The following is a 23,659-nucleotide window of genomic DNA, read 5'->3' on the forward strand; positions in this document are numbered from 1 at the left end:
TTCTTCAGGTAGTTCCTTGTTGCTTTGGATGGTATCCCCCTGTTTTTGGGGCTCCACGAAATTCGATTGCTTGCTGGCCTTTGAGTTGTTTCAGCCACCGTTCGATATTTTTTACCGACGTGTTCATCTTCGCCGCCAGCATGGGAGCCCGCAATCCAGGCTCTTTCTGAATATGGGTGAGCAAGAGGCTTACACCCCCATTTACTCCCTCAGTTATTCCCTCAGTTACTCCCTCAAGCTCAAACACCGCCCACACCCCGCCCTGGGCTTCTTCGATGCTGAAGCGCACTTCCGGGTATTCGGCCATTGCCCGGCGAATGCGGACGAAGCCGCTGCCGTATTTTTCGATGACGTTAATGAGGTAGAAGCCTTCAGCCACGAGTTTGTTGCGCAGGCTGGAGCGGTAGCTGTCTTGCTGGATTTCGGCGACGGTAAGGCCGCCGTAGAAGGTGCCGGGGCTGAAGATGCTGATCTTGTTGTCGAAAATCTTGATCTGGATGTCGTTGGGGTCGGTGTAGCTGCGATGTACGACGGCATTGATCAGTGCTTCGCGGATGGCGGGCAACGGGTAGGCAAAGCGTTCCTTGCGTTGCACGCTGCCGTCGAATTCAAAGGCAACGGCAATGTGGGAGACGATGAACTTCATCGACTGTTCGACGACTTCAAACAGGGTGTCGGTGAACTGGCGGTCGTCGATGATGGTGCTGGGGGTTTTGAAGCGGCCGATGTGGATGTTGTGGCGCAGCGGTTCCTGGGCAAAGAGCAGTACCGCCGCCCAGGTGGGCTGGCCGTTCTTGAGGTAGTTGAGTTTTTGCAGGGCGCACATTGCGTCGCCCTCTTCCAGCGTAAAGCGTCCGTGCTGATTGACGAGGCGGATGAAGCGCTCGATTTTCGCGGTGGAGAGTTGGACGAAGGTATAACCCGGGGCTTCGTAGGCGTCCCAGGAGAGTTGCAGGGATTGCAGGTAGAGGTCGGCTATTTCGCCAGCACTGAGCGGGTGGTTTGAGCTGGCGACGCGCTTGTAGTAACGACCTTTTGTAGAAACAGGCTTGACCGGGAATTCCTGGATGTCGATTTCGACAACTTGCTTGCCATCGACCTGGTGCAGCGCGATGTCCGGAATCAGTGACGGACTGGTGGCTGACTTGATCTGCACCAGCCATTCGTTGAGCGTTTCTTTGCCAACGGTGGTGCCGATGATTTTTCCTGCATCCGATACGCCAACCAGCACCTTTCCACCCCGCGCATTGGCGAACGCGACCAGCGACTCGATGGTCGCTTTGTCGAACGAGGCCTTGAACTCAAGGCGCTGCGTTTCGCCAACAGGAAGCTGGGACAGGAAATTGGTCATCGCATGTTTCATGTAAATCACCAACATCGGTTCCGACGATAGCGATTTTCATGTTCTTGGCAAACCTGAAACATATATGCCAATACCTACAACACTCCCCCCTGGAATGACGGTTTTACAAGGCTGGCGGCCTGATTTTGCCAGCTTTGCCCACGATGATGAAGAAATATTTTGCAGTGCAACACGTGTGCATACCGGGGTATGCGATTTGGCATAGAAACAGTGTTTCGGGAGCGGGTTGCGCTTATATCCGTTCGGCGCTCACGGCAACATAGCAGTCAGCACCTGATTGGTGGCTTGAATCAGATCGTTCACGAACTCTTGCTCATCCCAAGGCTCTGCCATGAGATATGACTGCTATACGAGGCTAGGAGCCTGATTTTGCCAGCATTGCTCGCGATGACGCTACAAATCCGGCGCCTGTGATAAATTACCCAACGAATTTGTTTTTTATTGGGTAACCATGCTGATAACGCCGCTTTATCGCCCGCAAGAACTGGCTTTTCTCACCCAGTACGCCGAGTTGAAGGAGCGTAGCCTGCAGGCCGGCCCCCTGTTGCCGGGAACGCCGGGCACACTTTATCTGCGCCGGGGCTCCGGTAGCGGTTACTGGTATCGCGTTTACTATTCTGTCCCTGGCAAACAATCGGAAACTTTGGTTTGCCGGGAGGATGACACGGCTGGCCGAGATGCGATGCAGGACAGGATCGATTTCGCCAGCTGGTCTGCCAAGCAGGTATCGGCTTTGCGCAAGCTGGGGTTTCAGGTTGCCGACAAGGCTGTCGCGCGCGTATTGGTTGAACTGCACAAGCTTGGCGCCTTCGAGGCTGGCTTGGTGCTTGTCGGAACACTGGCTTATATGGCCTGGCTCAACGAGTTTGGTGCGATTGCGGTCAGTGCACGCACGCAGGATATCGATCTTGCCCGTCGGCAGACACTCAAGCTGGCTGCACCGCTTGAGTTTCTGAAAACCCTCCAGGCGACCGGGCTGCCATTTGCCGAGGTTCCCGGTTTTCCTTCTACGCAGTCTTCGACATCGGTCAAGTTGCCGGGGGTGCAAGGTTTGCGGGTGGACATTCTGGCGCCGGGCGCGCCTTTGGGCCACATCATCCAGATTCCCGAGTTGTCCTGGGCGGCTCAAGCCATTCCGCATTACGACTACCTGCTCGCCGACCCGGTACCGGCGACGCTGCTGGCCGGCGGGCATTGCATTCCCCTTCACCTGCCGGAAGCCTCCCGACTGGTCTGGCACAAACTGTACGCCGCCGCCAATCGCCGAGGATTCCCCGAGAAGGCTGCCAAAGACAGGTTGCAGGCGGCAACGCTGGCGGCCGTTTTGGCTGAAACCGAGCCAGAAAACCTGACTAGCGCCTTCGATGCCGCGCCAGAAGAAGTCAAACGGGCCGCAGCCTTGCAGTCGGGCGCACTGGAAAAGCTGCTGGCCCGACACGAAGCTTGTCATGCGCTGATCCGCGAATGCGTTAAGCGTTAATGGGTATCTGTGCTGGCCGCAACGGCCATCCATCACCGTCTGTTAATATTCTGATTTTCAAGTTACCGAGTCCGCCATGCTGATCGCCAACCCCGCCGAAAGCCCCCTGGTCAATGAAGTGAAGCTGATGCTGGAGACTCTGCCCTTCGATGGCGCGCGAGTTCTGGAGCTGGGTTGCGGCCGGGCGGAAAAGACGCGCTTGCTGGCGGAAACGGGCCGGGTGCGCGAGATCGTGGCGACGGAAGTTGATGTGATCCAGCACACGAAGAATCTGCAGACGGCCGATCTGCCGATGGTGCGTTTCGCGCATGGCGGCGCGGAGGCGATTCCGGCGGCGGATGCGAGCGTGGATATCGTGCTGATGTTCAAGTCGCTGCACCACGTGCCGGTGCCGCTGATGGATCAGGCGCTGACGGAAATCGCCCGCGTGTTGCGCCCCGGCGGCGTGGCGTGGATTTCGGAGCCGGTGTACGCGGGCGACCTGAACGAGGTGTTCCGCCTCTTCCACGACGAGAAGACGGTGCGCGAGGAAGCTTTCGCGGCCGTCTGCCGCGCCGTCGAACGCGGCCCGCTGCGCCTGCAGCAGCAGTTGTTCTTCAACACGCGCAGTTTCTTCACGGACTTTGCCGAGTTCGATGCCCGGATGATCCGCGTCACCCACAACGACCACAAACTCTCGCCGGCGCTTTACGCAGCGGTGCGCGAACGCTTCGATTCGTTCATGACACCGACCGGGGCAACTTTCATCAATCCGCAGCGGGTGGACTTGCTGATCAAGGGCTGATTTGACGAAGAAGCGGATTAACCGAACTTGGTCGCTTTTGGTGAACCGTAGCTTTTAAGCTACAATTTTTCTCCATGATCGAACTTCTCCGCTATCAACGCGACGACGGCCGTGAGCCGTTCTCGGAATGGCTGACCGGGTTACGTGACAAGATCGCACAGGCCCGCATTCGTGTTCGCCTGCGCCAAGTAGAGGCGGGAAACTTTGGCGACTGCGAACCAGTCGGAGAAGGTGTGATTGAGTTGCGCATTCACCTTGGTGCCGGGTATCGGGTGTATTGCGGGCGACATGGAAAAAACCGTCGTATTGCTACTTTGTGGCGGCGACAAAGGTAACCAGGTGGCAGATATAAAACGCGCAAAGGAAATGTGGTCCGAATGGAAACGGAGGCAGGTATGAGCAAACTCAATGGTGCTGTATCTCATCACGAGGCGGAAGTTGCTGAATTGCAAGCTGACCGCGAGTTGGCCATTGCATACCTGAAAGTAGCAATGGAATCGCTGGACAATCCTGATGATAGAGCTGCCGGCCTGCTTGCGCTGCGTACCGTAGCAGAAGCATACGGCGGTCTAGGTGCTGTAGCTGCTGAAGCCGGGATCAGTCGCGAATCCCTTTATCGTGCCCTGTCGCCCAAAGGCAATCCCACGCTGAAAACATTGCTCGCAGTTTTAAAGACGGTAGGACTTCGTCTTTCAGTCGAGTCTGAAGATCACGTGCATGCTTAATCTCTATGCGCTGACCAGGCAAGCTGGATTTCACAGCTGATGGAAAAAAGCAAAAAAAGGCTGTAGACAGGCTTCCCAGAACGACATACAATGCGCGCCTTCTTGCAGCGGCGGCTGTAGCTCAGTTGGTAGAGTCCCGGATTGTGATTCCGGTTGTCGTGGGTTCGAGCCCCATCAGTCGCCCCAGAATATTTTGCTAAAACCCCCGTGCCGCAAGGCTTTCGGGGGTTTTTGCTTTTATGCCTTCGGAATTCGCCGGAGGCAAAAACAGGCGTTTTTTCGGACTGAGTGTCCCCGTTTTGTCCCCGTTTTTCCCGATAATTCCCGCCGCGTCCCGTTGGTGCTGTCCCCGTTTTGTCCCCGCCCAGCGCCGACCCTGCCGTTATATACAAACGTTGCACGTATATATAACACCTTGAAAACAAATATTAATTCCTGAATTTTCCTTGCTTTTCTCTGCTGGTTTGAGATAATGATCGCGTACGGAATGACCTGGGTAGTCCCAGGCCTCCGCCACCCTGGAAGCAGCCGGCACATCGACACAACGCCGGCAGGGGCTACCGAAACGCATGCAGTTTGCCGAGCGCAGACTGACCGCCAAGCGGGGTAAGACGTGACGGGGTTAAACGGCAGCTGGAAACAGCGGATGGAGGAAGGTAAGCCAGGGCTAGCGCCTGGTGCTGAGCGTGTCTCTCTCAGGAGAGGCCCATGCTATCGTTCACGCTATCTGCAGACGACATCGCTGCGCAGTATCTGCACCAGGCGACAAAGACGTTTTATAACGCACGCCCAAAGCTCTACGCCGCGGGGTTTCCTCGCCCGCTTGACCTGGGCTGCCCATCCGAGCCCCTCTGGCTGCGGCAGGACGTTGAGAATTGGCTAGCTAACCGGCCGCGCCGCAACGACCACCTCGCTGCACCACCTCCGCCGCCGACTCAAGACCAGCCCACCAAACGCGGCCGCGGCCGCCCGCGCAAGAACGGCGGTGCAGCATGAGCGCCCGCGACTACTCGCCGCTCGCGCGCCAGCTGCTGCCGCGCGCGCTGAAGCTCGCACGCGACTTTCACATCGAGATTGAGAACGAGGACGCGCTGGGCGAACTGGAATGCTTAATTCTTGAACGCGCGCATGAGTACAACGCGGGGCGCGGCGCGCAACTCAGCACGTTTCTACTCAGCGTTTTCAAATGGCGGCTCCAGGAGGCATACGGCAGCCCAGGCAAGCACCCGTGCCTGTCGTTTGACCAAGCGATCAAGCTCAACGACAACGGTATCGCAAACGACGGCTTGATGTGCGAAGCCGTCGCCTTTGCCGAGCGCCTTGCAGATCCGTCCGCCGCTCGCATTCGCCGGCCGGTACCAGCAGACAAAAATGCCCAGCTGAACGCGCTGCCGCTTGAGTTGCGAAAAATCGCGACCGCTCTTGTCGAGCACGACTTTGACCGCGATGCAGCTGCTAAAGCGCTGGGCGTCGGCGAGCGCCAAATTCGCCGCGCCTGCGCTCAGATTGTTGAACTGATGAAAACCGGCAGCTTGCCCAGCCAGCACGCACTCGCCTTGCCCGCTGGCGAGCTCGGCAAAGTCAATCCGTTCAAGACACGCCCGCCGCGCCGCCAAGCATCCGCCGCGCCGGCCGCCGAGCAACCGGCACTGTTCTGAGGAGAGGGTGATGAAAGAACTGCTTCAGCAGCTACTTGCCCGGCCGATCGCATTCCATCCGGCGCTCGCCCGCGCCGCCGGTGGCGCCGCTGCCGGTCTTTTTCTCAGTCAGCTTTTCTACTGGTGCGACAAAGGAGGCCACCCGGACGGCTGGATCTACAAAGACGCGGACGAGTGGGAGCGCGAGACGTGTTTGACTCGCGCCGAACAGCGCACCGCGCGCAACATACTGCGCGGGAAGGGGTTGATCGAAGAGAGTGACGTGCGCAAGCTGAAAATCAACCAATTCGGCAGCACGCTCGCATACAGAATTAATTGGGCCAACCTCGAAGCCGCGCTGATCGCGGCGCAGCCAGGTAAAAAGGACGCGGCATGACAAGTCCTCACTCCCTGTCCTGCAGGATGCTGCGCGCGGCAGGCAAACTCGATATGAAGCACCTCCCGCCGCCGCGACACTCAGAGAGCCTCGTCGACTATCTAGTGCGCGCCGGTGTCGCGCTGACGCCAGAAACAGCCTCCGAGGGGTTACTAGTAGCCGCTGGGCTTCAGGCGCTGCGCGATGAGGTTTTAAAAGAGATTTAACGATCATCGCCCCATCAAACCGCCGGCCACGGCGGTTTTTTTTACGCCCGCCACACCATGCACCACACCATGCACCACACCATGCACCACACCATGCACCACACCGTGTCCCACACCGTGTGCCACACCGTGTGGTGTAACGTAAGTCATTGATTTTCTACAGTGTGCAAAAACAGCAATCCGGGTGTTTTTGCTAAGTCATTGATTTTCTACAATGTACAAAATCGACAATCCGGAGTTGAGGAATCAACCACCCGGCGATGCAAAAACAACCACTCTCTCTACATAGATTACAAACAGAGAGTACACAGAGACTACTCTGCATGCAGACTACTCTGCATGCGCTCGCCGGGCTTCGCCCGCCTCCGCCGGCGCCCAGTGTGTGTCGCCTTGCTCAATTCACCGCCGCCAGGCGGCAGCGCGGGTTATCCCCAGATTCTGTGGACAACCGGGTGACCCACCCAGGCAAACCCCTTGCTTTTCCAGCGCCGGCGGTTGTTTGCACAAAAAACAGGCAACTCTCCACACCCCGACCGGCCTTTGCTCTGTGCGGAGCCCGGCCTAACTCGCCTGGCGGCTCGCCGTCCCCGGCGGGGCGTGGATAGCTGCGCATGACCGCGACCTCCGATAACTCATGTCAGTCGAAAACCGGAGGTTAAAAATGTCATTCACTACAGCCCAGGCGCTGCAAGACGCCCGCGCAAACGCAAAAATCACGCTAGCGCTCGCCCTGGCCGGCGCAGTCGCCGGCGCAGGGGTAGCCCCTGCCATTCACTTCAAAACGCTGCCAGAGCCCGCGCAAGCGGTCCTGACGGCAAATTACATCGCACAGCACAACCTCTCCCGCCTACCCCCCGCAATCGTGCCGAACGCCTGGCTGCTAACCAGGGCGCATGCGCAGCGCAACGCGCCCGGGCTCGCCGCTCGGCTCGACGAGCTCCCCGCCGCAATGGCCACCGGCGCCGGCGTCGGCGCCCTGGGCCTGCCGCTGATGCTGGCCGGCCTGCTGGCGCTCATCCGACGGCGCCGCAAGCCAGATCCGTACGCGCAAAAGCGCAGCCCGCTGGCGGATGCCCAGCGCCGCCGATAACCCGTACACCTCAATCAAAAGGAGATTCAAAAATGTCAGCATTCAAGATTGGCGGCCTGGTCGGTGCCGGCCTCGGCAAATTGATCGCCCTGCCCGCCCTTGCGCTCGAGGCCCTTGGCTTCAACGCCCTCGCTCTACCCATTCGCCTGGCGGTCTACGTCGTCATCGCTGCGCTTCTCGCCGCCGGCTCGCGCGATTTTCTGGGTACAACGCTTTACCTCTCTGTCATGATCGTCGCGCTCAGCGAGTATTTCCGCTGGCGCATCCACCAAGCCGCTGAAAACACCGGGCACGTGCGCGGCAATCAGCTTGTCAGCGCCGACACAGTCAAGCAGATGGTAGCCCGCGAAAAATCGCGTTTTTCAATCGGCGGCGTGCCATTCCCGGAGCGCTTCGAGACCAGGCACATGCTCCTTGCAGGCAGTACCGGCGTCGGGAAAACGAAGGTCTTGCTTGGTATTCTCAAGCCCTTGCGCGAAACGTCCGCCCGCGCGCTCTGTGTCGACATCGGCGGGAACCTCGTCTCGAAATTTTATCGCGAAGGCGACATCGTACTAAACCCTCTCGACGCTCGCAGCGTGCCTTGGAGCCCCCTGGCTGAAGTGCGCGGGCCGGAAGATTACCCGCTGATCGCGAAGGCGATCATCCCAGACGGCGAAGGCAGCGCGGCAGAGTGGCAGCTGTACGCGCAACGAATCCTTGCTGCTGTGCTGCAGCGCGTGCATGAAGCCGGCGGGACGAATTCGGACATCGTTCACATGCTTACAGGCATGCCGTTGAGTGAGCTGCGCGAAGCGCTCGCCGGCCTACCGGTGACCGGCATGCTCGCCGACGAAAACTCGAAAATGATGGGCTCAGTCATGGCGATCTGCGCGACGTACGCGACGCCCCTGGCGATGCTTGATAAAAACGCCGGGGCTGACGCGTTCAGCGTGACAGAGTGGGTTGAGCGCGAGGGCTCGACAAGCTGGCTATTCTGCAATTTTACCGACCGCAGCATTTCTCAACTCAAGCCCATCATCACCGCAGTTTTTTCGCTGGCAATCTCCGCTTTGCTGTCGCTGAAAGAAGATCCGGACCGCCGTATTGCGTTCGTGATGGACGAATTTGACAGCTTGGGGCGCATCCAAGGCATCGACTCACTCCTCACCCGCGGCCGGCGCTTCGGCGGCTTCGCGATCGTCGTGATTCAGTCCATTTCGCAGATGTTCACTCACTACGGCCGCGACGTGACGAACACGCTCTGTAGCTGTCTCGGCAGTCAGGTTGTGCTCCGACTCCCGGACCCCGCGACAGCGGAGTGGGCCAGCCAGCTTTTTGGCGACGAACAACGAATCGAAGCGCAGCATTCGGAAAATTCGCGCGAGTTTGGCACTGAGCGCGGCGACGCTACGAGCTACCAACTTCGCACAGACAAAGTAGTTCTGCCGTCAGAGCTGCAACAGCTTCCAGATTTGACTGCCCTCTTGAATATCGTGGGCGATATCCCTCCCTGCGCTGTCCGGATCGAGCCGATCAACCCGCAGGCAGTAGCACCGGAATTCATCCGCAAAACCGCGTAACCCAACCACCCAGCCCGGCACCCGCCGGGCTACTTCAGGAGCGAACAAATGGACAACGCATACGCTGAACAAATTAAAAAACTGACGCCGCGCGAGGTTGCAGCTCTAGAAAAAGCCGCGCGCATAATCAATAAGACGGCCGGCACGCCATGGACAGAAACAGAATTAAACGAAGCTTTTGACAACTGCCAAGGCAGTCTCAGCATTGATCGAGTAGTCATAAAATTAGGCGGGGTGGGCGGCGACACTTACAAGCTGGCAACGACAACCGCTTTTGAGCATCTCGTAACCAACCACGCCGCGACGCTCGATGCTGATTATTTGCGCAAGCTCGTCCGTAAACAGGGTAGTGCTATAGCTTGCACAATGCCACTACTCGACGCGCTGCGTCACGACGTAGAGCTTGGAGATTGGATCAGCGAGAACATTGTAGAGAGCCCATTGCAGGCAAACGAGTGGCTTGATTTTTGCGGCGCAGGCGCAGAAACGATCGGAGAAATCGACGGCTCGCCTGTTTGGTTCAACCGCCGCGCCGGGATCTATTGCTACGCGCTCGCTGCTGGCCTTGGCACTGTTGAAGTGTGGCTGACCGCGCCGCATTACCCCCCGGGCTGGTAGCCCCGAAACAACCCACCCAGCCCGGCACCCGCCGGGCTACTTCAGGAGCGAACAACAAAATGGATAACTCAAAAATCAGACAAGAAGTCGAGCGCGATTACCCGCAGGCTTCTCGTACAACTTTCGCCGAACTCGTTTCAGCGCACGCCGCCGGCCTCGAAATGAGTTACTTGCACCACTTGTTTGAGCGCAGGGGCGCGGCAGAAGGAGGCTCCGGTCCGACGCTGAGAAGTGCAATCAAGGCCGGCGAGACAATCGCGAGCTGGGTTGCTAGCCACGTCGTCTTTACGACTCTACCGCTCAGGGAATGGATGGAGTTTTGCGAGGCTGATCCAGAGGCCATCGGCAAAATCAACGGCCAGCCGGTGTTGTTCAACCGCGCCGCGGGCATTTATTGCTACTCAGCTGGACCGGCCGCAACAACGCTACTCGAGCTTCGCCTCACATACCCGCACTCGCCGCCGGGCTGGTAATGCCACGGCCCCAGCCCGGCACCCGCCGGGCTTTTTTTCGCCACGTCCAGCCGCTCTCATAACAGTCACGACCAACCCTCAAGGAGCTACATCATGAAAAAGATTTTCGCAGCAATCACCCTGTCCGCCGCCGCCATCGCAACCGCCCAGGCGTCGCCGCTCGACACCCCGGAAGCCGCCGTGCTCGCCGCTGTGCTGACGTTTCACAACCACGGCGCTGACCTCTCACACATCTGCACCAACGCGACCCGCGGCGCGACTGAACTCGCGGTAATCGGCACGCATCGCGACGGCCAGCCGGCGACGATCCTCATCACTCGCGTCGGCGAAAATTTCGACATCTCGCCGATCCTCGGCGCAGTCGATTTCCCCGCCGCTGAGTGCCGCGACCCGCAAAACAAAATCATCGAGCCGGCGCAGTGATGAGCCAGCGCAAAACACGCGCCCGGCGTACGCCAGTCGACGAGCCGTACGCCGAATATTTCGCGTCGTGCTACGCCGCCCGGCTGGCGCTCGTCGCGGCGCTGGCGGCGCGATACAAAACGGACGAGCAGGGCGCGGTCAACATCATCAAGTCTGCTGCCGAGCTTGCATATTTCCCCGGCCGTCACGACGTGGAACACGTCGCCGCAGCAATCGGGGCAACGCGCGATCAACTCGACGCCGCCCTCGTTGATCTGGGCATCCTGCCGCCCATCCCGCCACCGGCAACAGCAGTGCATTAAGCACTCAAGCCCTCAACCACAACCCGGCGAAACCAGCCGGGTTTTTTACGTCAGCAATCATCACAAATCGCACGCACAAGCGCAAAGCTTGGGCGGCAAAACCCGCTGCAATCTACAAGCAACTGCCAAACCGATTCAGGGACACACCTGCCTTATCTGCCGGCTGCCGCCGACAGATGTAAAAACCCGCGCGCGCTCAATAACCACGGGCTTTTCAGCCCTTCGCGCCACGGCTGCCGCGTGGCAGCCACCCCGGCGGCAGGCCTAGCAAATACGGGCTTTTTCTGGCTGCCGGGTATCCATGTCCAGCGCAGCCCATAACTGCATACCAGCTACCCGAAAAACAGGAGCGAAGCATGCAGCAAAAACGAATCACGATCCGGCTCTCCGAAGCCGAATACAAAACCGTGCAGACCCGCGCAGCAGCAGCCGGCGCGAGCATCGCAGAAACCGTCCGAGCGCTTGCCGTCGGCGGCGGAACTGGCGGACAAAACGAGGCGTTTATCGAGGCATTTACCGCGCTCGCTGCGCGTCTCGAATCACTCGAAACCGCACCGCCGACAACGGCGGGCAGCGAGCAATTCGGCGAAATCATTGCCGGCCTGCGACAGCAAGAAAAAGCAATTCTTGCGCTCGCTACTGCCGTCGAAAAACTCCAAAACGCGCAGGGCTACGGCACCGCCAGCCGCTCAGTTAACGACCCGCGCAGCGACGAAGCCTGGGCGCGCACTGGCGCAGTAAAAACGCCGCCGCCGACGCCATCAGCACCGATCAAACCCGTCCCTGGGCGCCCGGACTGGTCCGCCTGGCTGCAGTCGCAACCGTTCGCATTCGAGGGTGAAACCGCCACCGCCCGGATGCTCAGAGTGAGAAAAATTTACGAGCAACAGTACGGCCCGGTTTGAAGACCAAGCCTGCTCATAACCCACACGTTCAACCCTCGCAGGAGCAATGACATGGCACGCAAATCAATCGAAGCAATGCAGCAAAAACGCGCCGCGTTGGCGCAGCAAATCAAGCAGCTCGACGCCGCAATCGCCGCAGAAAGGGAAAAACAAAATGCCGCAAAAACGAAAGCACTCGTCGCCGCGCTCGAAGCGCGCGGCTTGCTCGAAACGCCCCTCGACGAATTGCTCAAGCGGCTGGGTGAAACGCAAGAACACGCAGCGCGAGAACAACCGGAAGCCCGGCAGATTCCGGAATTGGTAAGCGGCGAAACCGGCGGCATCGACACCGCCGCGCTGTGACAAAAACCGCCCGGCCAGCCGCCGGGCGAATCCCGGAACCCGGAGAAAAACAGATGCTTTCAAGCAAGGGCATTAAAGCCGGCAGCGACGCCGCAAGCTACTACGACAACCTCGCCAAAGAGGATTACTACACCGCCGGCGGCGAACCGCCCGGCCGCTGGATCGGCAGCGGCGCAGAACGCCTCGAACTCGCCGGCCACGTCCAAAAAGGCGAACTCGGTGCCGCAATGCAAGGCTTCCACCCGCGCACCGGCGAAGCGCTGACCGCCCGCGTCGGCGATGCACACAAACCCGGCGAAGACCTGACCTTTTCCGCCCCAAAATCCGTTTCAATCGCCTGGGCGGCTGGCGACGAGGCGACGAGAAAAGCAATCAGCGAAGCGCAGCAGCGCGCAGTCGAATCAGCGATAAAACACGCCGAGCAGTCCGGCGCTTTCCGCACGCAGCACGGCCACAACGGCATCGACAAACAGGAATACACCGGCGGCCTCGTTGTTGCGACGTTTGAGCACTCAACCAGCCGCAACGGCGACCCCCAGTTGCACACGCACGCCATCGCTTTAAACATCAGCGACAGCGGCCGGAATATCGATTTTGATGGCAAACAAAAAATGGCCCTGGGCGCCGCTTACCGCGCCGAGCTCGCAACAGAATTGCAAAAGCTGGGTTTCCAGATCGAGCGCGATAAATCAAGTTTCCGAATCGCCGACATCCCGAAAGACCTCGAAAGAGATTTTTCAACCCGCCGCCAGGAAATCGAAAAAGAACTCAGGCAGCACGGCATGTCCGGCGGCAAAGCAAGCGCGGCCGCCACGCTCGCAACCCGCGAAAACAAAGGCGAAGTCGACCGCGAAAAACTCTTCGCCCAAGCGCAGCTGACAGCAGAAAAATACGGCATCACGCCCGACAAAATCAACGACCTGCGCCAGTCGTCACAGCAACACGAGCCGCGCGAAATGCCGACGCACGCCGACCTCGCAAGCGAGATCACGCGGCAGGCATCCACACTTACGCCCCAGCAGCTCGAAGCGCAGGTCTACCAAGCCGCCCAGGGCGTCACTGACATCGCCGGCGCACGCGAATACCTCGATCAACTCAAGCAATCCGGCGAGCTGATCGAGCTCAGAGACAACGACGGCAACACCCGCTACACCTCGCGCGAAATGTACGAAATCGAGCAGCGAATCGCCGAGCGCGCTGGCGCAATGTCGCGCGAACACACGCACGACGTGCGCGCAGAAACCGTGCAATCAGTCCTCGACGAATTCTCAGCAAAAGCCCAAGCCGCCGGCCGGGGCAACGGCTTGAGCGAAGAGCAGACCGCCGCATTGAAGCACGTCACCGGCAGCGAGCGCCTGGCGATCATTGAAGGCACCGCCGGCGCAGGTAAGTCGTACATACTCGACGCAGCGCGCGAAGCGTGGCAGCGCGAGGGCTATCAGATCCACGGCTGCGCACTCGCCGGCAAGGCGGCGGAAGGCCTCGAAGAGTCGTCAAACATCAAGAGCGCGACAATCCACTCGACGCTCGCCCAGCTCGACGGCGGCTCGCTGCAGCTCAACAGTAAAAGCATCGTCGTTGTCGACGAGGCCGGCATGTGCGACAGCCGCTTGATGTCGCGCTTGCAAGATCATGTCGACCAGGGCGGAGCGAAGCTAGTCCTCGTCGGGGACACCAAACAGCTCCAGCCGATCGACGCCGGCGGCGCAATGCGCGCTCAGCGCGACGCCGCCGGGCGCTGGGCAGAAATGAACGAGATCCGGCGCCAGGGCGACGACGCGGAGAAAGCGATGGTGCACGACGCGAAAGCGGGCCGCACAGACAAAGTCGTTGAATACCTCGACAGCAAAGGCCGCTTGCACGAGCACGAAACCCGCGCCGACGTTGCCAAGGCCATGGCCGCAGCAACCATCGACGATCTCAAAAACGGCAAAACCTCGCTGGCGCTGGCTGAATCGCGCGCCGAAGTGCACAACATCAATCAGATTGCCCGCGAAAACGCCAAAGCCGCCGGCATCGTGACCGGCGAAGACAAATCGTTCCAGGCGGAACGCGGCGCGCGCGAATTCGCGCCGGGCGACCGGGTTATTTTCCTGAAGAACGACAAAGAGCTGGGCGTCAAAAATGGCACGACCGGCAGCGTTGAAAAAGCCGACGATGGCCGCATTGTCGTCAAGCTCGACGGCAAAGAGACCCGCGTCGACGTGCAACAAGATAAGTACAACTACCTCGACCATGGTTATGCGATGACCGTGCACAAGTCGCAGGGCGTGACAGTTGATCGAGCGCATTACGCGCCTGGCGGCATGACGCACCGCGAAATGAGCTACGTCGCGCTCAGCCGCCAGCGCGAAACCGTGCAGATGCACATCACCAGCGATCAACGCGCCGAGCTCGCTAAAAACCTGGGCAAATCCCAAGCAAAAGACACGTCAGCAGCTTACGACAAAGTCCAACCGCACCAGGGCGAAATCGACCGCGCAGCCGCCCGAATCGAGAAAGCGCAGGCGCGCATCACAGAGCTCGAAGCCAAGGCCTCGGCGATGTCCGCGCCTACACATAACCCCCACGACCAATCCAATATCAAGGAGCAACAACATGACAGATACGCAAACGCAGCAAGTCAACGCGATGTCTCAATTCCCGGACGCGGGGCCGACAGCGCTAATGCGCTACCTGCCCGATCCGTACCGCCCGTCTCCGTCCACGAGCTGCGAAACTTGTCCAGCAGCGACGTTTTTTCAGGCACTCGACGGCTCGATGAAGTGCCATTGCTCAGTAATGAGTGTAATCAGCTGGCAATCCGGCGAACTGAACCCGATCGTGGAATGCGATGGTCGAGAGATGGCCTTGATGCAAGCCCAGCTCAGAGCAGAGCGAGCGGTGCAGCGGCAAGAACGACAGGCGCAGTACCAAGCGGAGAAAGAAGCCAGGGCGGCACAGCGAGCAGCGAACAAGGCGGCTCGCGAAGAGGAGAAGGCAGCGAAAGCCGCGCAGCGAGCAGCGGACAAAGCCGCCCGCGAAGCGGAGAAAGAAGCCAAGGCGGCGCAGCGAGCAGCAGAGAAGGCGGCTCGCGAAGCAGCGAAAAGCAGCTAGCAAAGATCGAGCGGCAGCTGGCTGATGCGCGCTCAGACATGAGCGCCGCCAAAGCCAGCCTCGCCGCCGCCCAGGCGAAGCAGGCAGCAGCAATCGAAAAAGCCAAAGAGCCCCGCCCGCCGGCCGAACCGGTCCGCATGACCCCAGCGACGAAAGAGGCTAACGTAATCCGCGACGGCGAGCTCGCCCGCCGCGCACTGGAAGCCCACCGCGCCGGCGACAAACTGCCGCGCGGCAAGGAGCTCGAAACAGCGATCAAGCGCGGCGATATCAAACCAACGAAAGACAGCGAGGGCCGACAGTATTTTGAGAACAAGAAAACCGGCGCGGTCTATGCAAAATCGCTCAACCGGTCCGCCACATCAACGACAAGCCGCAACTTGAATCACCTGGGCCTCACGTCAACAAAATACGTCGACACAGGCAACGGCATCATCAAGTCCGGCGGCACACTGACCAGCGAGCTTGCCGGAAAACTGCGCGACATGAACCGCAAAAACCTTGAAAAAGGCAACGCTATCGAGAAATTCGGCGCAAAAACGACGGATAACGCGCTCAAGAAGATGGAAAACTGGCAAAAAGCAGGGGCTATCGAATCGCTGACCGCCAAAATCCAAATGAAACTGGAACAAAGGGCAGCGATCAAGGCCGCAACGAAAGACCTTGAAGCCAAGGCCAAGGCCGGCGAAGCCCCTAAACAGGCGAAATCGCCGGAAAAAACGGAGCAGCGCAGCAACACGCGCGACGAAAAATCCCGCGACTCAGAAAACACCAACGATCGCCCGTCGGATGAAATCGGCCGCCAGGCGCTCGAAAAAGCCGAGCAACTGGCCCAGCGCGCAGCCCCCGAACCCGAAAAATCCGCCGGCCAGGAAGCAAGCAAAACAGCCGAGCGCGATACCGGCTACAGCCGCTGACCCGCACCAATCCGAATCCGATTCGGATTCCGAATCGGAAACCTCCAACCCCAACCCGCCGCCCCGTAAGCCTTGCCCCGCAAGGCTTCCCGGACCTCGGCGGGTTTTTTCATGCCCGCGAATCCGATTCGGATTCCGATTCGGAAATCACTTTCCGAAATCGACAAGCGAAAAGCCGCCGACCAGGCACAGCGCCGGCGCGATGACCGGGCGTGCATATAACTCCATAGCAGTACGGATTTTTCAACTATCACCAGGAGCACAAAATGAACAAGCACGAACGCGCCGCCGCATTCGCCAAAAAGGCTTTCCCCCTGCTCGTCGCCATGGCAATCGGCGTCCTTGCCGGCGCAACGATTGTGAACGAGCGCTATCAACTCTGGCAATTGAGCGACGATTACACCGTCCGGCTGCCGCCAGGCGAGACGCCGGACAACATCTGCAAGCAACTCGCAGCCGCGAACGCACGGGCCGGACAAGCGCTCAACAAATACCGCGAAGCGCTCGAACAGCTACAAGCGACGCGCGATAAAGAACCCGAGGCGCTCGATCACTTCTCCGTGCTCCTGCGGCTCAACGCTATGCGTGATGCACTGATGGACGGCGGCGAATCCCGCCCGGCGGCGAAATGATCCTGCGCCTCCTTCTGCACGGCATCGCTGTCGTGCTTTTGCTCATGCTCGCCGGCCATTTTCTCGGGGCCAACGTCATCGACACCGTCGTCGGACACATCACCGACGGCTTCCACGAGCTCGCCGAACTCGCCAAAAACCTCGCGGCGAACGGCACGGCCGGCGGGCTCATCGACCGCATCCGCGACTTTTTTGGAGGACTCTCAAATGCAAACGGCTGAACTCTTCGAGCTTCGCTCGCCCTCGCTAGCGGTGCTGCTGCAAGCTGAAACAACCATCGGCCAGGCCCGCACGCCTCGCCAGATCGCGGCGGCTGCGCAGGAACTGCACGGCCGCGCGCCTGACGCTGACGTGATCCTCGCAGCCTGGCGGCAGTCCCTGCGCTTGCCGCTCGAAGAGCAGCGCGAGGTCATCGAACGCCTCGACGACATGCTCGCCTGACGCTGGCGCGCCGGAGGCGCAAGACCCCCGGCCACTGGCCGGGCCGGCGTGCCCGACGCTGCATATAACAAGCAGATCAACCACCAGGAGCAACCCATGAAAACAGCAATCCTCGTCCTCCTCGCCGCGCTCGCCAGCGCGGCATGCACAACGACTCAGCCGCGCAACGAGTTTGACCAAGCACGCTACGCCGGCAAACAAGCGCAGAGCGCCGGCAAAGCCGTCGAAATGCACGTCGTCAGCGTGCGGCCGGTTGAAATCAAGCCCGACGCCACGAACGCCCGCCAAGCCACCGGCGCGGCGGTCGGCGGCGCCCTGGGCGGGCTTGTAGGCAACCAAGTCGCCCGCGGCAAGCACGCGGGCACGGCCATCGGGGGCCTGCTCGGCGCCGCCGGCGGCGCGCTTCTCAGCGAGCGCGGCGCAGTGCCTGGCCAAGAAATCGTGCTGCGCGACCCGCGCAATAACAGCCTACTCGTCGTCGTGCAAGCCGGTACCGAAGTCCGCCCCGGCGAAACGGCTTACGTCATCAACCACGGCGGCACGCATCGCGTGACGCGCAAGTAAGGAGACTTACATGCTCAAAAAATCCATCGCCGCCCTGGCGCTCGCCGCCGGCATCGCTACCTCGCCCGCTCACGCCGGCGGCGCCACTGGCGGCGCGACTGAAGTCACGCAGATCCTGAACAACCTCGAACTGCTCTTCGCAAACCTCACGCTCGCCGAAGACCTCATCGTCCAAGCAGACCACTACGTGACGCTGCTGCAACAGTACGAAACGATGAGACAAAACCTCGAAAACATGGACGCCGGCACGATCGCTAGCACCATCGGCATCGCAATCGACACCGCTGGTATCGAGGGCGGCGGCAGTGTCGGCGAGACAATCGCAAAGGTCCGCCGCCTCGTCGACGCGGCGAAAGCGCTCAAGCGCTCGACAGAGCGCATGACTGACGTGTATCAGCAGCTCGACGGCGCGAGCACGCGCATGCAGATGACGCCCGATGAATTCATCAATGCGGCACTCAAGGGCGCGCACGACAACCGCGAGTATTTTCAAGCCCAGGCGGATGAGGCAAACCGCGTCGCGGACCAGCTGCAGCACGACGCGCAGGCCTTCCAGGCGATCGCCGCGCAGATCCCCAGCGCCCGCGGCAACCTGCAGGCGCTTGGCCAGCTGACGCAGTCCTCAGTGATGGCCGGCAAAGTTGCCGCCGAAACAAAGGCGACACTCGCGCAGATGCTCGCGCTTCAGGCGCATCAAGCAGTGCGCACTGAGGATGACACCGCAGCAGTCAAGCGACAGCAAGAGATTGACCGGCGGCGCATCGAGCGCGCGTTCACGATCAAGTAACCCCCCCCAGCCCGGTCCGCCGGGCTTTTTCATGACGACCAGCGCCGCAGATAACCCCTACATCAACAAACAGGAGCACCCCGTGAACCGAGCGACAAAGATCTACATCGCCACCGCCGCGCGGACATACCCCGAGCGCCGCCGGCTTGCTCGCGCAATCCGCGAATACCTCGCCGCTGGCACTGTCGCCGGCGGCCCTGGGCGCCGCTACATCGGCCCGCGCTCGCTGCCGCTTCGCGTCCGCTTCGCACGCGCCGCCCGCCTGGCCGTGTTTTCGTTGCTTCGCGAGCGAGGGGCTTATCTGATCACCATCGCCGCGGTGATGGCTATTTACGCAACGAGGGGCTGACATGTGGGACGTAATCATCGAAACAATCGCAGTGATGAGCGCTGCGATTTACGCGCAGTCTGACCAGGCGATTCAAAACGTCTGCATGCTCGCTTGGGGCCAGATTTTTGGCTATATCGCCGGCCTGGTCATTGGTTTCGGGCTGATCAAGAGCTTGTTTGACGAAGATCTTTATCAGTCGATCACACGGCTCGCCGGCATCATCTTGCAACTTGTGGTGCTCGCTTATTTCATCCAGCCCGTCGCCGGCGGTTGCCGCGTCGTCGCAGTCAAAAACGACGCCCTGGCGCTCGGCGCAGCTGTAACTAGCATCGTCGCGCCCACTTTTGCCGGGGATGCCGGCGCACTCACTCGCACAGCCACCGCGCGCACTCAGCAAATATTAGGCGAGTTTCTCGACAGAACCGCTGCGGCTTCTGAGCGCAAGGACAGCACCGCAGCCCGCCGCGCCGTTCAATCATCTACCGCCGCCTCGCCGGCGCCATGAAAGGGGTAATCGTGATCAAGAAAAATGCAAAATACATTTTCCCGCTGCTGCTCTTGCCCGCCAGTGCAAACGCCCATGCATTTGTGCAGCCGATCGTTGATGCGTTGACCGCGCTGGGGAACTGGCTAGTCATTTACATGGGCGTCGGCCTCGTGCTAACCGTCGGCGCGCTGATGACTGTCGCTGTCACAGTCGTGCCGATCCTCGCTGACGTGACGCTCGTCGTGTGCGCGCTCCTGATGCCAATCTGCCTGGCTTTTTGGCCGATCAATAAATCGTGGACGATGAATGCAATCGGCACCGGGCTTAGCGCCGTCCTCATCAAAGCTGTTGTCGGATTTTTCCTCGAAATCGTGCTGGGCTCAGGCGGGGCGCTGGCCGGCGCAGTTAGCGCGACGCAGACAAAAATGCTGGCCGCTTGGGCAGCAGATCGCGAGCCGGAATTTACTCTTGTTCTCGGCGCGATGCTCGGGATTACTGTTGTAATGACCGTCATGCTGCTTGTGATCATGCAGCTACCGGGCATCGTTCGAGGGATTTTTGGCGGGTTTTCACCTTCCGTCGACCTCGGCCGTGCCGCTGCTGCAGCCAAAAAAGTCATTCCCGGCAAGTGACCCCGGGGCTGCCGGCAAGCCGGCACCGCGTGCTGCCGGGGTAGCCCTCCGGGCTATCCCTGCGGGACAGGCCCCTTTGCCCGCTGCCCCTTGCGCGGTCCCCGCGCTCATAGGGGCAAGCCCCTTCCCGGCCTGCGGCCGGTCAATCAGTCGCCCGGCGAGCCGGGCTTTTGTTTGCCGGAAGCCGCTTCGATTGCGCGCCACTGCTTTTGAGACCGTCTTAAGCGCATGCAGGGCCCCATTTCCGCCGACCTGTACCACGGGGGCCGCGTCAGGCAAGGGCCGGCGCTTTGCGCCTGAAATCCTCACCCGTTCGTTTTTTTGCTGGTAACCCGCCGCAAAAAAGCCGCTGCGGCTTCCGGTTTCACCCTTGCCAGCCGCTTAAACCCCCGTAGTCCTGGACGGCATGGGGCACTGCAAGCAAGACGGATCACAAAAGGAGTAATCACATGCGCAATTTTCAGCAACCGGCAAACAACATCAAAAGCAACGTAGGGGATGCAGCAATCCAGATCACTTGTAACAGCAAGGAGATCACTGCCGAAACGATTGATGGCGTGACGTACTACACCACCGAGCGCCGAGGCGTGATCTACACCGCCAACGCGACCACCGGCGGCAGCTGGTGGGTGTCGAGCCACCGCAAGGCCCTGGGCCGCTTCCATGTCGGCGGCGGGCGCTATTACGACAACCTCGACGCCCTGGCGATCGGCTGCAAGGCATTTGCCGGCCTGCCGATCCTGCTCAGTCTCAACGCGCTGAGCAATGACCGAGCCGCAGCATAACTGCGTAGTTCCGAATTCTTAAACCAACCGAAGGAGTTTCAAAATGACTACTACCTATGCCGTCGAAATCGCCGCCGACACCACGGAAGCTGAGCAGTTCTCGGCTTGGCTCAACGCTCAAGGACATACCGCCACGGTTGGGCGCAGTACCGGCAACTACATTAATGGCGAATGGACCAGCAGCAGCGCCGAAGCATCTGAAATTATGAGGCGCCTTTGGGATGCCTACTGCAATCAGTAAAACAATATTGCCCCGCTCAAGGCTTCCTACCTAGGGGGTTGCCATGAAATACCTCGCCGTCCTCGTCTACACCGCCGTCCTGGCTGTCGAAATGTGGGGCGGCGACATCCAACCGCCACCGGAACCGCCGGTAGCACGTAAAGAAATTTGGGAGATTTGAAATGCAAAAGGCAATGTTCTCTAGCCGCGCAAACGCCACGCTCAACGCTCTTCGCGCTGGCGAGACTGTCACCGACCGTGAAGCATCGTCGCTCCGCGATGAGCTGACCAGCATCCTCGCAGACATTCACAAAAAGCTGTTCACAACAGAGCACGCCGAGGCTGTCTCTCAGCAGCAATTGACCAGCGAAGTCGTCGAATTACTCGAGAAGTGGCACTTTGCAGACCGCGCGACTGCTCCTGCAGTCGAGTGGAAAAAAACCGAACGCTTCCCTGGCTGGCCACCTGAAGAAACGGCGCAAGTCGGCGAAGTTCAGTTGCGACTGCAGTACTCAGACACTTCCGGAAATGGCCGCTGCTATTGGTCCGCTGAAGCGAATTTTGGCCGCGGCGACGTAGTCACTGCCGCCTGGGCTTTTGACCGCGACCGAGCTGCAGCAGCTGCCGAAGAGGCTGCGGCGGGCGGGCCAGAAGGGTTCCGCGCGCGGGTAATTGCCAATGTGACAGAGCTCATCGCACAACACCGACGCGAGCTTGCAGAGTTGTACGAAACCTTGCGCAGCGCGGCCGGCGAGGAAAACGACGAGTACCGCCGCGGCGTCGCCGCCGGCCTTGCTGAATAAAGGAGCTTGAAGATGGAAAACCCCGCAAAAATCAATCCGGAAGCAACTGAATACACGCGCGGCAAAGACGGGCTCTATGCCTGCTGCGACACGCTCGCAGAACCGGCCCCACCGAAGGGCTTAGGGCTGCGCTGGCGGCGTACGACGCGGCCTTGCACCAGCCCGACGATGGGAACGCCGGCCTGGGACGCATACTGCGCCGGAGAGGAGGTCTGGGAGCCCTATTTCGTACTCGTCAGAACGGGAGCTTGAACATGTGGCAAAAAATCAAATCCGGCTTTGCCTACGGCGTCGGCGGCGCGATCGGCTGGCGCCTGGGCAACTGGCTTGCAAGCCTGCTCGTGAAGCTGTTTTTGTGGGCGCTGGCGCTGATCGGCCTGGGCGTGACGGCGCATTTGAGCTACTGATCGTTTCCATAAGCAAAAAGCCCCGGATTCCGGGGCTTTAGAGGTGCATTCATTCAGCAATATAAGCAGATGCAGTAGCTTTTAAGCGATCAGCGAAATTGTAGATTTCATCCAGATCAGCGATTGCAACCTTTTCTTCTTCTTTGCCGTTCATTAACCCAAGCACCAGGCGCTGCGGGTTGTTGAAGCGCAGCCGGCAGATAGGTTTGCGATTGTTGTCATCAAAAAGAACGGCGCAATAGCTTTGCGCATCCCGCATGACAACTCGCTTGGAAGGAACAAGTTCGCGCAGTATCGCGCGAACAATATGGAAGCCTTCGATCTCTTCCAGGGTGGTTTCGATGGCGGGCCCCTGCGTTTCGGCTTCTTGCGCCACGGGCGTATCGATCGGGCTTTGCGCTGCCGGGGCAGCGGCTGGCATCTCAGGAGACATAGCCTCCCGCAAGCGATCATTGATGCGGGAACTGATCAATTGCTGAAATGCGCGCTTGGTAATCTGCGTGAACTGTTCTTTGAGCGCAGGGGTGAAGCGCTTTCCAGGCAGCAGATCCGCCGAAACTAGCTTCACAAAGTCTTCAGACGGGTTGGCCATCCACTCTGCCAGTAGATTCCGAATGGCTCGCGTGTACTTCAGATCGTTGGCTGTCGTCAGAATTGAATCGACATCAAACGCCACCTTCGCAAACTTTTTCAGTTCTTCGACTTCCTGATCCTTGAAGTCCAGCATGTTGAACTCAAGGAACGGCTTTTCGTCCATCTTGTTCGGCTGATCCAAATCCGTGAAGAAGCGATAAGTCAGACCGTTGGTCAAGACCCCAAACCTGGCGTCGGTGACATGGAAGTAGCGAAACAGTTGGCCCGCGTGATTGTTGCTCAAGTCACCGCCGCACTTCTTGCATTCAAAAAGAATAATCGGCTTCCCGTCTTTCAGGATCGCGTAATCAACTTTCTCGCCCTTCTTGGTGCCAACGTCAGCTACCAGTTCCGGCGTCACTTCGGTGGGATCAAAGACGTTGTAACCGAGCAGCTGGATAAACGGCATGATCATCGCCGTTTTTGTCGCCTCTTCGGTTTGGATCAGGTCTTTGTTGCTTTCGATTCTGGAGGCAAGCGCCCGCAATTGATCAATGAAGTCCATAGCCATAATTACCCTCCTAGTTATTCATCCATGATACAACAGCCGCATCGTCAATGGCGGCCTCGCCGAGGAATTGGAAGGAAACCAGCGCTACGCGAGCGCCCGCCACGCG

Annotated in this window: 29 protein-coding genes, 1 tRNA gene and 1 pseudogene; 29 read left to right on the top strand and 2 right to left on the bottom strand. The window is 59.7% G+C overall.

Annotation, left to right across the window (positions count from 1 at the left end; all coding sequences use genetic code 11):
• Window positions 1-4 precede the first annotated feature (4 nt).
• Window positions 5-1,351: an RNA-binding domain-containing protein gene (locus AADV58_RS11395; RefSeq protein WP_341743233.1), complete on the bottom strand. Its 1,347-nt coding sequence runs from the start codon at window positions 1,349-1,351 to the stop codon at window positions 5-7.
• Window positions 1,352-1,814: 463 nt separating this feature from the next.
• Between AADV58_RS11395 and AADV58_RS11400 the strand changes: the two genes are divergently transcribed.
• The 29 genes and pseudogenes from AADV58_RS11400 to AADV58_RS11540 all read left to right on the top strand — a co-directional run bounded on the left by AADV58_RS11400 (window position 1,815) and on the right by AADV58_RS11540 (window position 22,409).
• Entirely contained in the window at window positions 1,815-2,843 is a 1,029-nt protein-coding gene (locus tag AADV58_RS11400) for a GSU2403 family nucleotidyltransferase fold protein (protein ID WP_341743234.1), read from the top strand.
• Between the two features lie 76 nt (window positions 2,844-2,919).
• On the top strand, window positions 2,920-3,627 hold the full coding sequence (locus AADV58_RS11405; protein ID WP_341743235.1) for a class I SAM-dependent methyltransferase: 708 nt from the start codon (window positions 2,920-2,922) through the stop codon (window positions 3,625-3,627).
• A 74-nt stretch (window positions 3,628-3,701) separates the two neighbouring features.
• Window positions 3,702-4,026, top strand: a pseudogene (locus tag AADV58_RS11410) (type II toxin-antitoxin system RelE/ParE family toxin).
• Window positions 4,023-4,352, top strand: a complete 330-nt coding sequence (locus AADV58_RS11415) for an addiction module antidote protein (RefSeq protein WP_081700181.1) — start codon at window positions 4,023-4,025, stop codon at window positions 4,350-4,352. Before AADV58_RS11410 ends, AADV58_RS11415 begins: the two are co-directional and overlap by 4 nt.
• Window positions 4,353-4,462: 110 nt before the next feature.
• Window positions 4,463-4,538: transfer RNA gene (locus AADV58_RS11420), tRNA-His, on the top strand.
• A gap of 806 nt (window positions 4,539-5,344) precedes the next feature.
• The gene (locus tag AADV58_RS11425; protein WP_341743237.1) at window positions 5,345-6,010 is read left to right on the top strand and encodes a hypothetical protein; all 666 of its coding nucleotides are present in this window, start codon (window positions 5,345-5,347) and stop codon (window positions 6,008-6,010) included.
• Window positions 6,011-6,020: 10 nt separating this feature from the next.
• Window positions 6,021-6,386, top strand: coding sequence for a hypothetical protein (locus AADV58_RS11430; RefSeq protein ID WP_341743238.1), 366 nt, complete (start codon window positions 6,021-6,023; stop codon window positions 6,384-6,386).
• A gap of 840 nt (window positions 6,387-7,226) precedes the next feature.
• On the top strand, window positions 7,227-7,682 hold the full coding sequence (locus AADV58_RS11435) for a hypothetical protein (protein ID WP_341743239.1): 456 nt from the start codon (window positions 7,227-7,229) through the stop codon (window positions 7,680-7,682).
• A gap of 32 nt (window positions 7,683-7,714) precedes the next feature.
• Window positions 7,715-9,244 (top strand): type IV secretion system DNA-binding domain-containing protein, encoded by a 1,530-nt coding sequence (locus tag AADV58_RS11440; protein ID WP_341743240.1) that lies wholly within the window; start codon window positions 7,715-7,717, stop codon window positions 9,242-9,244.
• A 48-nt stretch (window positions 9,245-9,292) separates the two neighbouring features.
• Window positions 9,293-9,862 carry a hypothetical protein gene (locus AADV58_RS11445; protein WP_341743241.1) on the top strand — a complete coding sequence of 190 codons (570 nt, stop codon included), beginning with the start codon at window positions 9,293-9,295 and terminating at the stop codon, window positions 9,860-9,862.
• 59 nt (window positions 9,863-9,921) lie between these two features.
• The gene (locus AADV58_RS11450) at window positions 9,922-10,335 is read left to right on the top strand and encodes a hypothetical protein (RefSeq protein ID WP_341743242.1); all 414 of its coding nucleotides are present in this window, start codon (window positions 9,922-9,924) and stop codon (window positions 10,333-10,335) included.
• Window positions 10,336-10,428: 93 nt separating this feature from the next.
• Complete coding sequence (locus AADV58_RS11455; protein WP_341743243.1) at window positions 10,429-10,758, top strand: hypothetical protein; 330 nt, start codon at window positions 10,429-10,431, stop codon at window positions 10,756-10,758.
• Window positions 10,758-11,060 carry a hypothetical protein gene (locus AADV58_RS11460; protein WP_341743244.1) on the top strand — a complete coding sequence of 101 codons (303 nt, stop codon included), beginning with the start codon at window positions 10,758-10,760 and terminating at the stop codon, window positions 11,058-11,060. The genes AADV58_RS11455 and AADV58_RS11460 overlap by 1 nt, the downstream gene beginning before the upstream one ends.
• A 356-nt stretch (window positions 11,061-11,416) precedes the next feature.
• On the top strand, window positions 11,417-11,965 hold the full coding sequence (locus tag AADV58_RS11465) for a plasmid mobilization protein (RefSeq protein WP_341743245.1): 549 nt from the start codon (window positions 11,417-11,419) through the stop codon (window positions 11,963-11,965).
• Window positions 11,966-12,016: 51 nt separating this feature from the next.
• Window positions 12,017-12,307, top strand: coding sequence for a hypothetical protein (locus AADV58_RS11470; protein WP_341743246.1), 291 nt, complete (start codon window positions 12,017-12,019; stop codon window positions 12,305-12,307).
• A 53-nt stretch (window positions 12,308-12,360) separates the two neighbouring features.
• A complete protein-coding gene (gene mobF, locus AADV58_RS11475; RefSeq protein ID WP_341743247.1) occupies window positions 12,361-16,320 on the top strand; it encodes a MobF family relaxase in 3,960 nt (1,319 codons plus the stop codon).
• A 266-nt stretch (window positions 16,321-16,586) separates the two neighbouring features.
• Window positions 16,587-16,952, top strand: a complete 366-nt coding sequence (locus AADV58_RS11480; RefSeq protein WP_341743248.1) for a hypothetical protein — start codon at window positions 16,587-16,589, stop codon at window positions 16,950-16,952.
• On the top strand, window positions 16,949-17,173 hold the full coding sequence (locus AADV58_RS11485; protein ID WP_341743249.1) for a hypothetical protein: 225 nt from the start codon (window positions 16,949-16,951) through the stop codon (window positions 17,171-17,173). Before AADV58_RS11480 ends, AADV58_RS11485 begins: the two co-directional genes overlap by 4 nt.
• Window positions 17,160-17,393 carry a hypothetical protein gene (locus AADV58_RS11490; RefSeq protein ID WP_341743250.1) on the top strand — a complete coding sequence of 78 codons (234 nt, stop codon included), beginning with the start codon at window positions 17,160-17,162 and terminating at the stop codon, window positions 17,391-17,393. The genes AADV58_RS11485 and AADV58_RS11490 overlap by 14 nt, the downstream gene beginning before the upstream one ends.
• Window positions 17,394-17,489: 96 nt before the next feature.
• The gene (locus AADV58_RS11495) at window positions 17,490-17,957 is read left to right on the top strand and encodes a hypothetical protein (protein WP_341743251.1); all 468 of its coding nucleotides are present in this window, start codon (window positions 17,490-17,492) and stop codon (window positions 17,955-17,957) included.
• Between the two features lie 10 nt (window positions 17,958-17,967).
• A complete protein-coding gene (locus tag AADV58_RS11500; RefSeq protein WP_341743252.1) occupies window positions 17,968-18,744 on the top strand; it encodes a hypothetical protein in 777 nt (258 codons plus the stop codon).
• Window positions 18,745-18,826: 82 nt separating this feature from the next.
• Window positions 18,827-19,093 (top strand): hypothetical protein, encoded by a 267-nt coding sequence (locus AADV58_RS11505; protein WP_341743253.1) that lies wholly within the window; start codon window positions 18,827-18,829, stop codon window positions 19,091-19,093.
• Between the two features lies 1 nt (window position 19,094).
• Window positions 19,095-19,580 (top strand): hypothetical protein, encoded by a 486-nt coding sequence (locus AADV58_RS11510; protein ID WP_341743254.1) that lies wholly within the window; start codon window positions 19,095-19,097, stop codon window positions 19,578-19,580.
• Window positions 19,581-19,591: 11 nt separating this feature from the next.
• Window positions 19,592-20,194, top strand: coding sequence for a hypothetical protein (locus AADV58_RS11515; protein ID WP_341742873.1), 603 nt, complete (start codon window positions 19,592-19,594; stop codon window positions 20,192-20,194).
• 449 nt (window positions 20,195-20,643) lie between these two features.
• On the top strand, window positions 20,644-20,979 hold the full coding sequence (locus tag AADV58_RS11520) for a hypothetical protein (protein WP_341743255.1): 336 nt from the start codon (window positions 20,644-20,646) through the stop codon (window positions 20,977-20,979).
• A 43-nt stretch (window positions 20,980-21,022) separates the two neighbouring features.
• Complete coding sequence (locus tag AADV58_RS11525; RefSeq protein WP_341743256.1) at window positions 21,023-21,220, top strand: hypothetical protein; 198 nt, start codon at window positions 21,023-21,025, stop codon at window positions 21,218-21,220.
• 161 nt (window positions 21,221-21,381) lie between these two features.
• Window positions 21,382-22,002: a hypothetical protein gene (locus tag AADV58_RS11530; RefSeq protein ID WP_341743257.1), complete on the top strand. Its 621-nt coding sequence runs from the start codon at window positions 21,382-21,384 to the stop codon at window positions 22,000-22,002.
• Between the two features lie 12 nt (window positions 22,003-22,014).
• The gene (locus AADV58_RS11535; RefSeq protein WP_341743258.1) at window positions 22,015-22,254 is read left to right on the top strand and encodes a hypothetical protein; all 240 of its coding nucleotides are present in this window, start codon (window positions 22,015-22,017) and stop codon (window positions 22,252-22,254) included.
• A 2-nt stretch (window positions 22,255-22,256) separates the two neighbouring features.
• Window positions 22,257-22,409: a hypothetical protein gene (locus AADV58_RS11540; RefSeq protein ID WP_341743259.1), complete on the top strand. Its 153-nt coding sequence runs from the start codon at window positions 22,257-22,259 to the stop codon at window positions 22,407-22,409.
• A 49-nt stretch (window positions 22,410-22,458) separates the two neighbouring features.
• Here AADV58_RS11540 and AADV58_RS11545 read toward each other — a convergent pair whose 3' ends face one another.
• Window positions 22,459-23,553 (bottom strand): type I restriction endonuclease, encoded by a 1,095-nt coding sequence (locus AADV58_RS11545; protein ID WP_341743260.1) that lies wholly within the window; start codon window positions 23,551-23,553, stop codon window positions 22,459-22,461.
• Window positions 23,554-23,659: the final 106 nt, after the last annotated feature.

This window comes from Azonexus hydrophilus (genome assembly GCF_038368255.1).
Taxonomy (GTDB): domain Bacteria; phylum Pseudomonadota; class Gammaproteobacteria; order Burkholderiales; family Rhodocyclaceae; genus Azonexus; species Azonexus hydrophilus.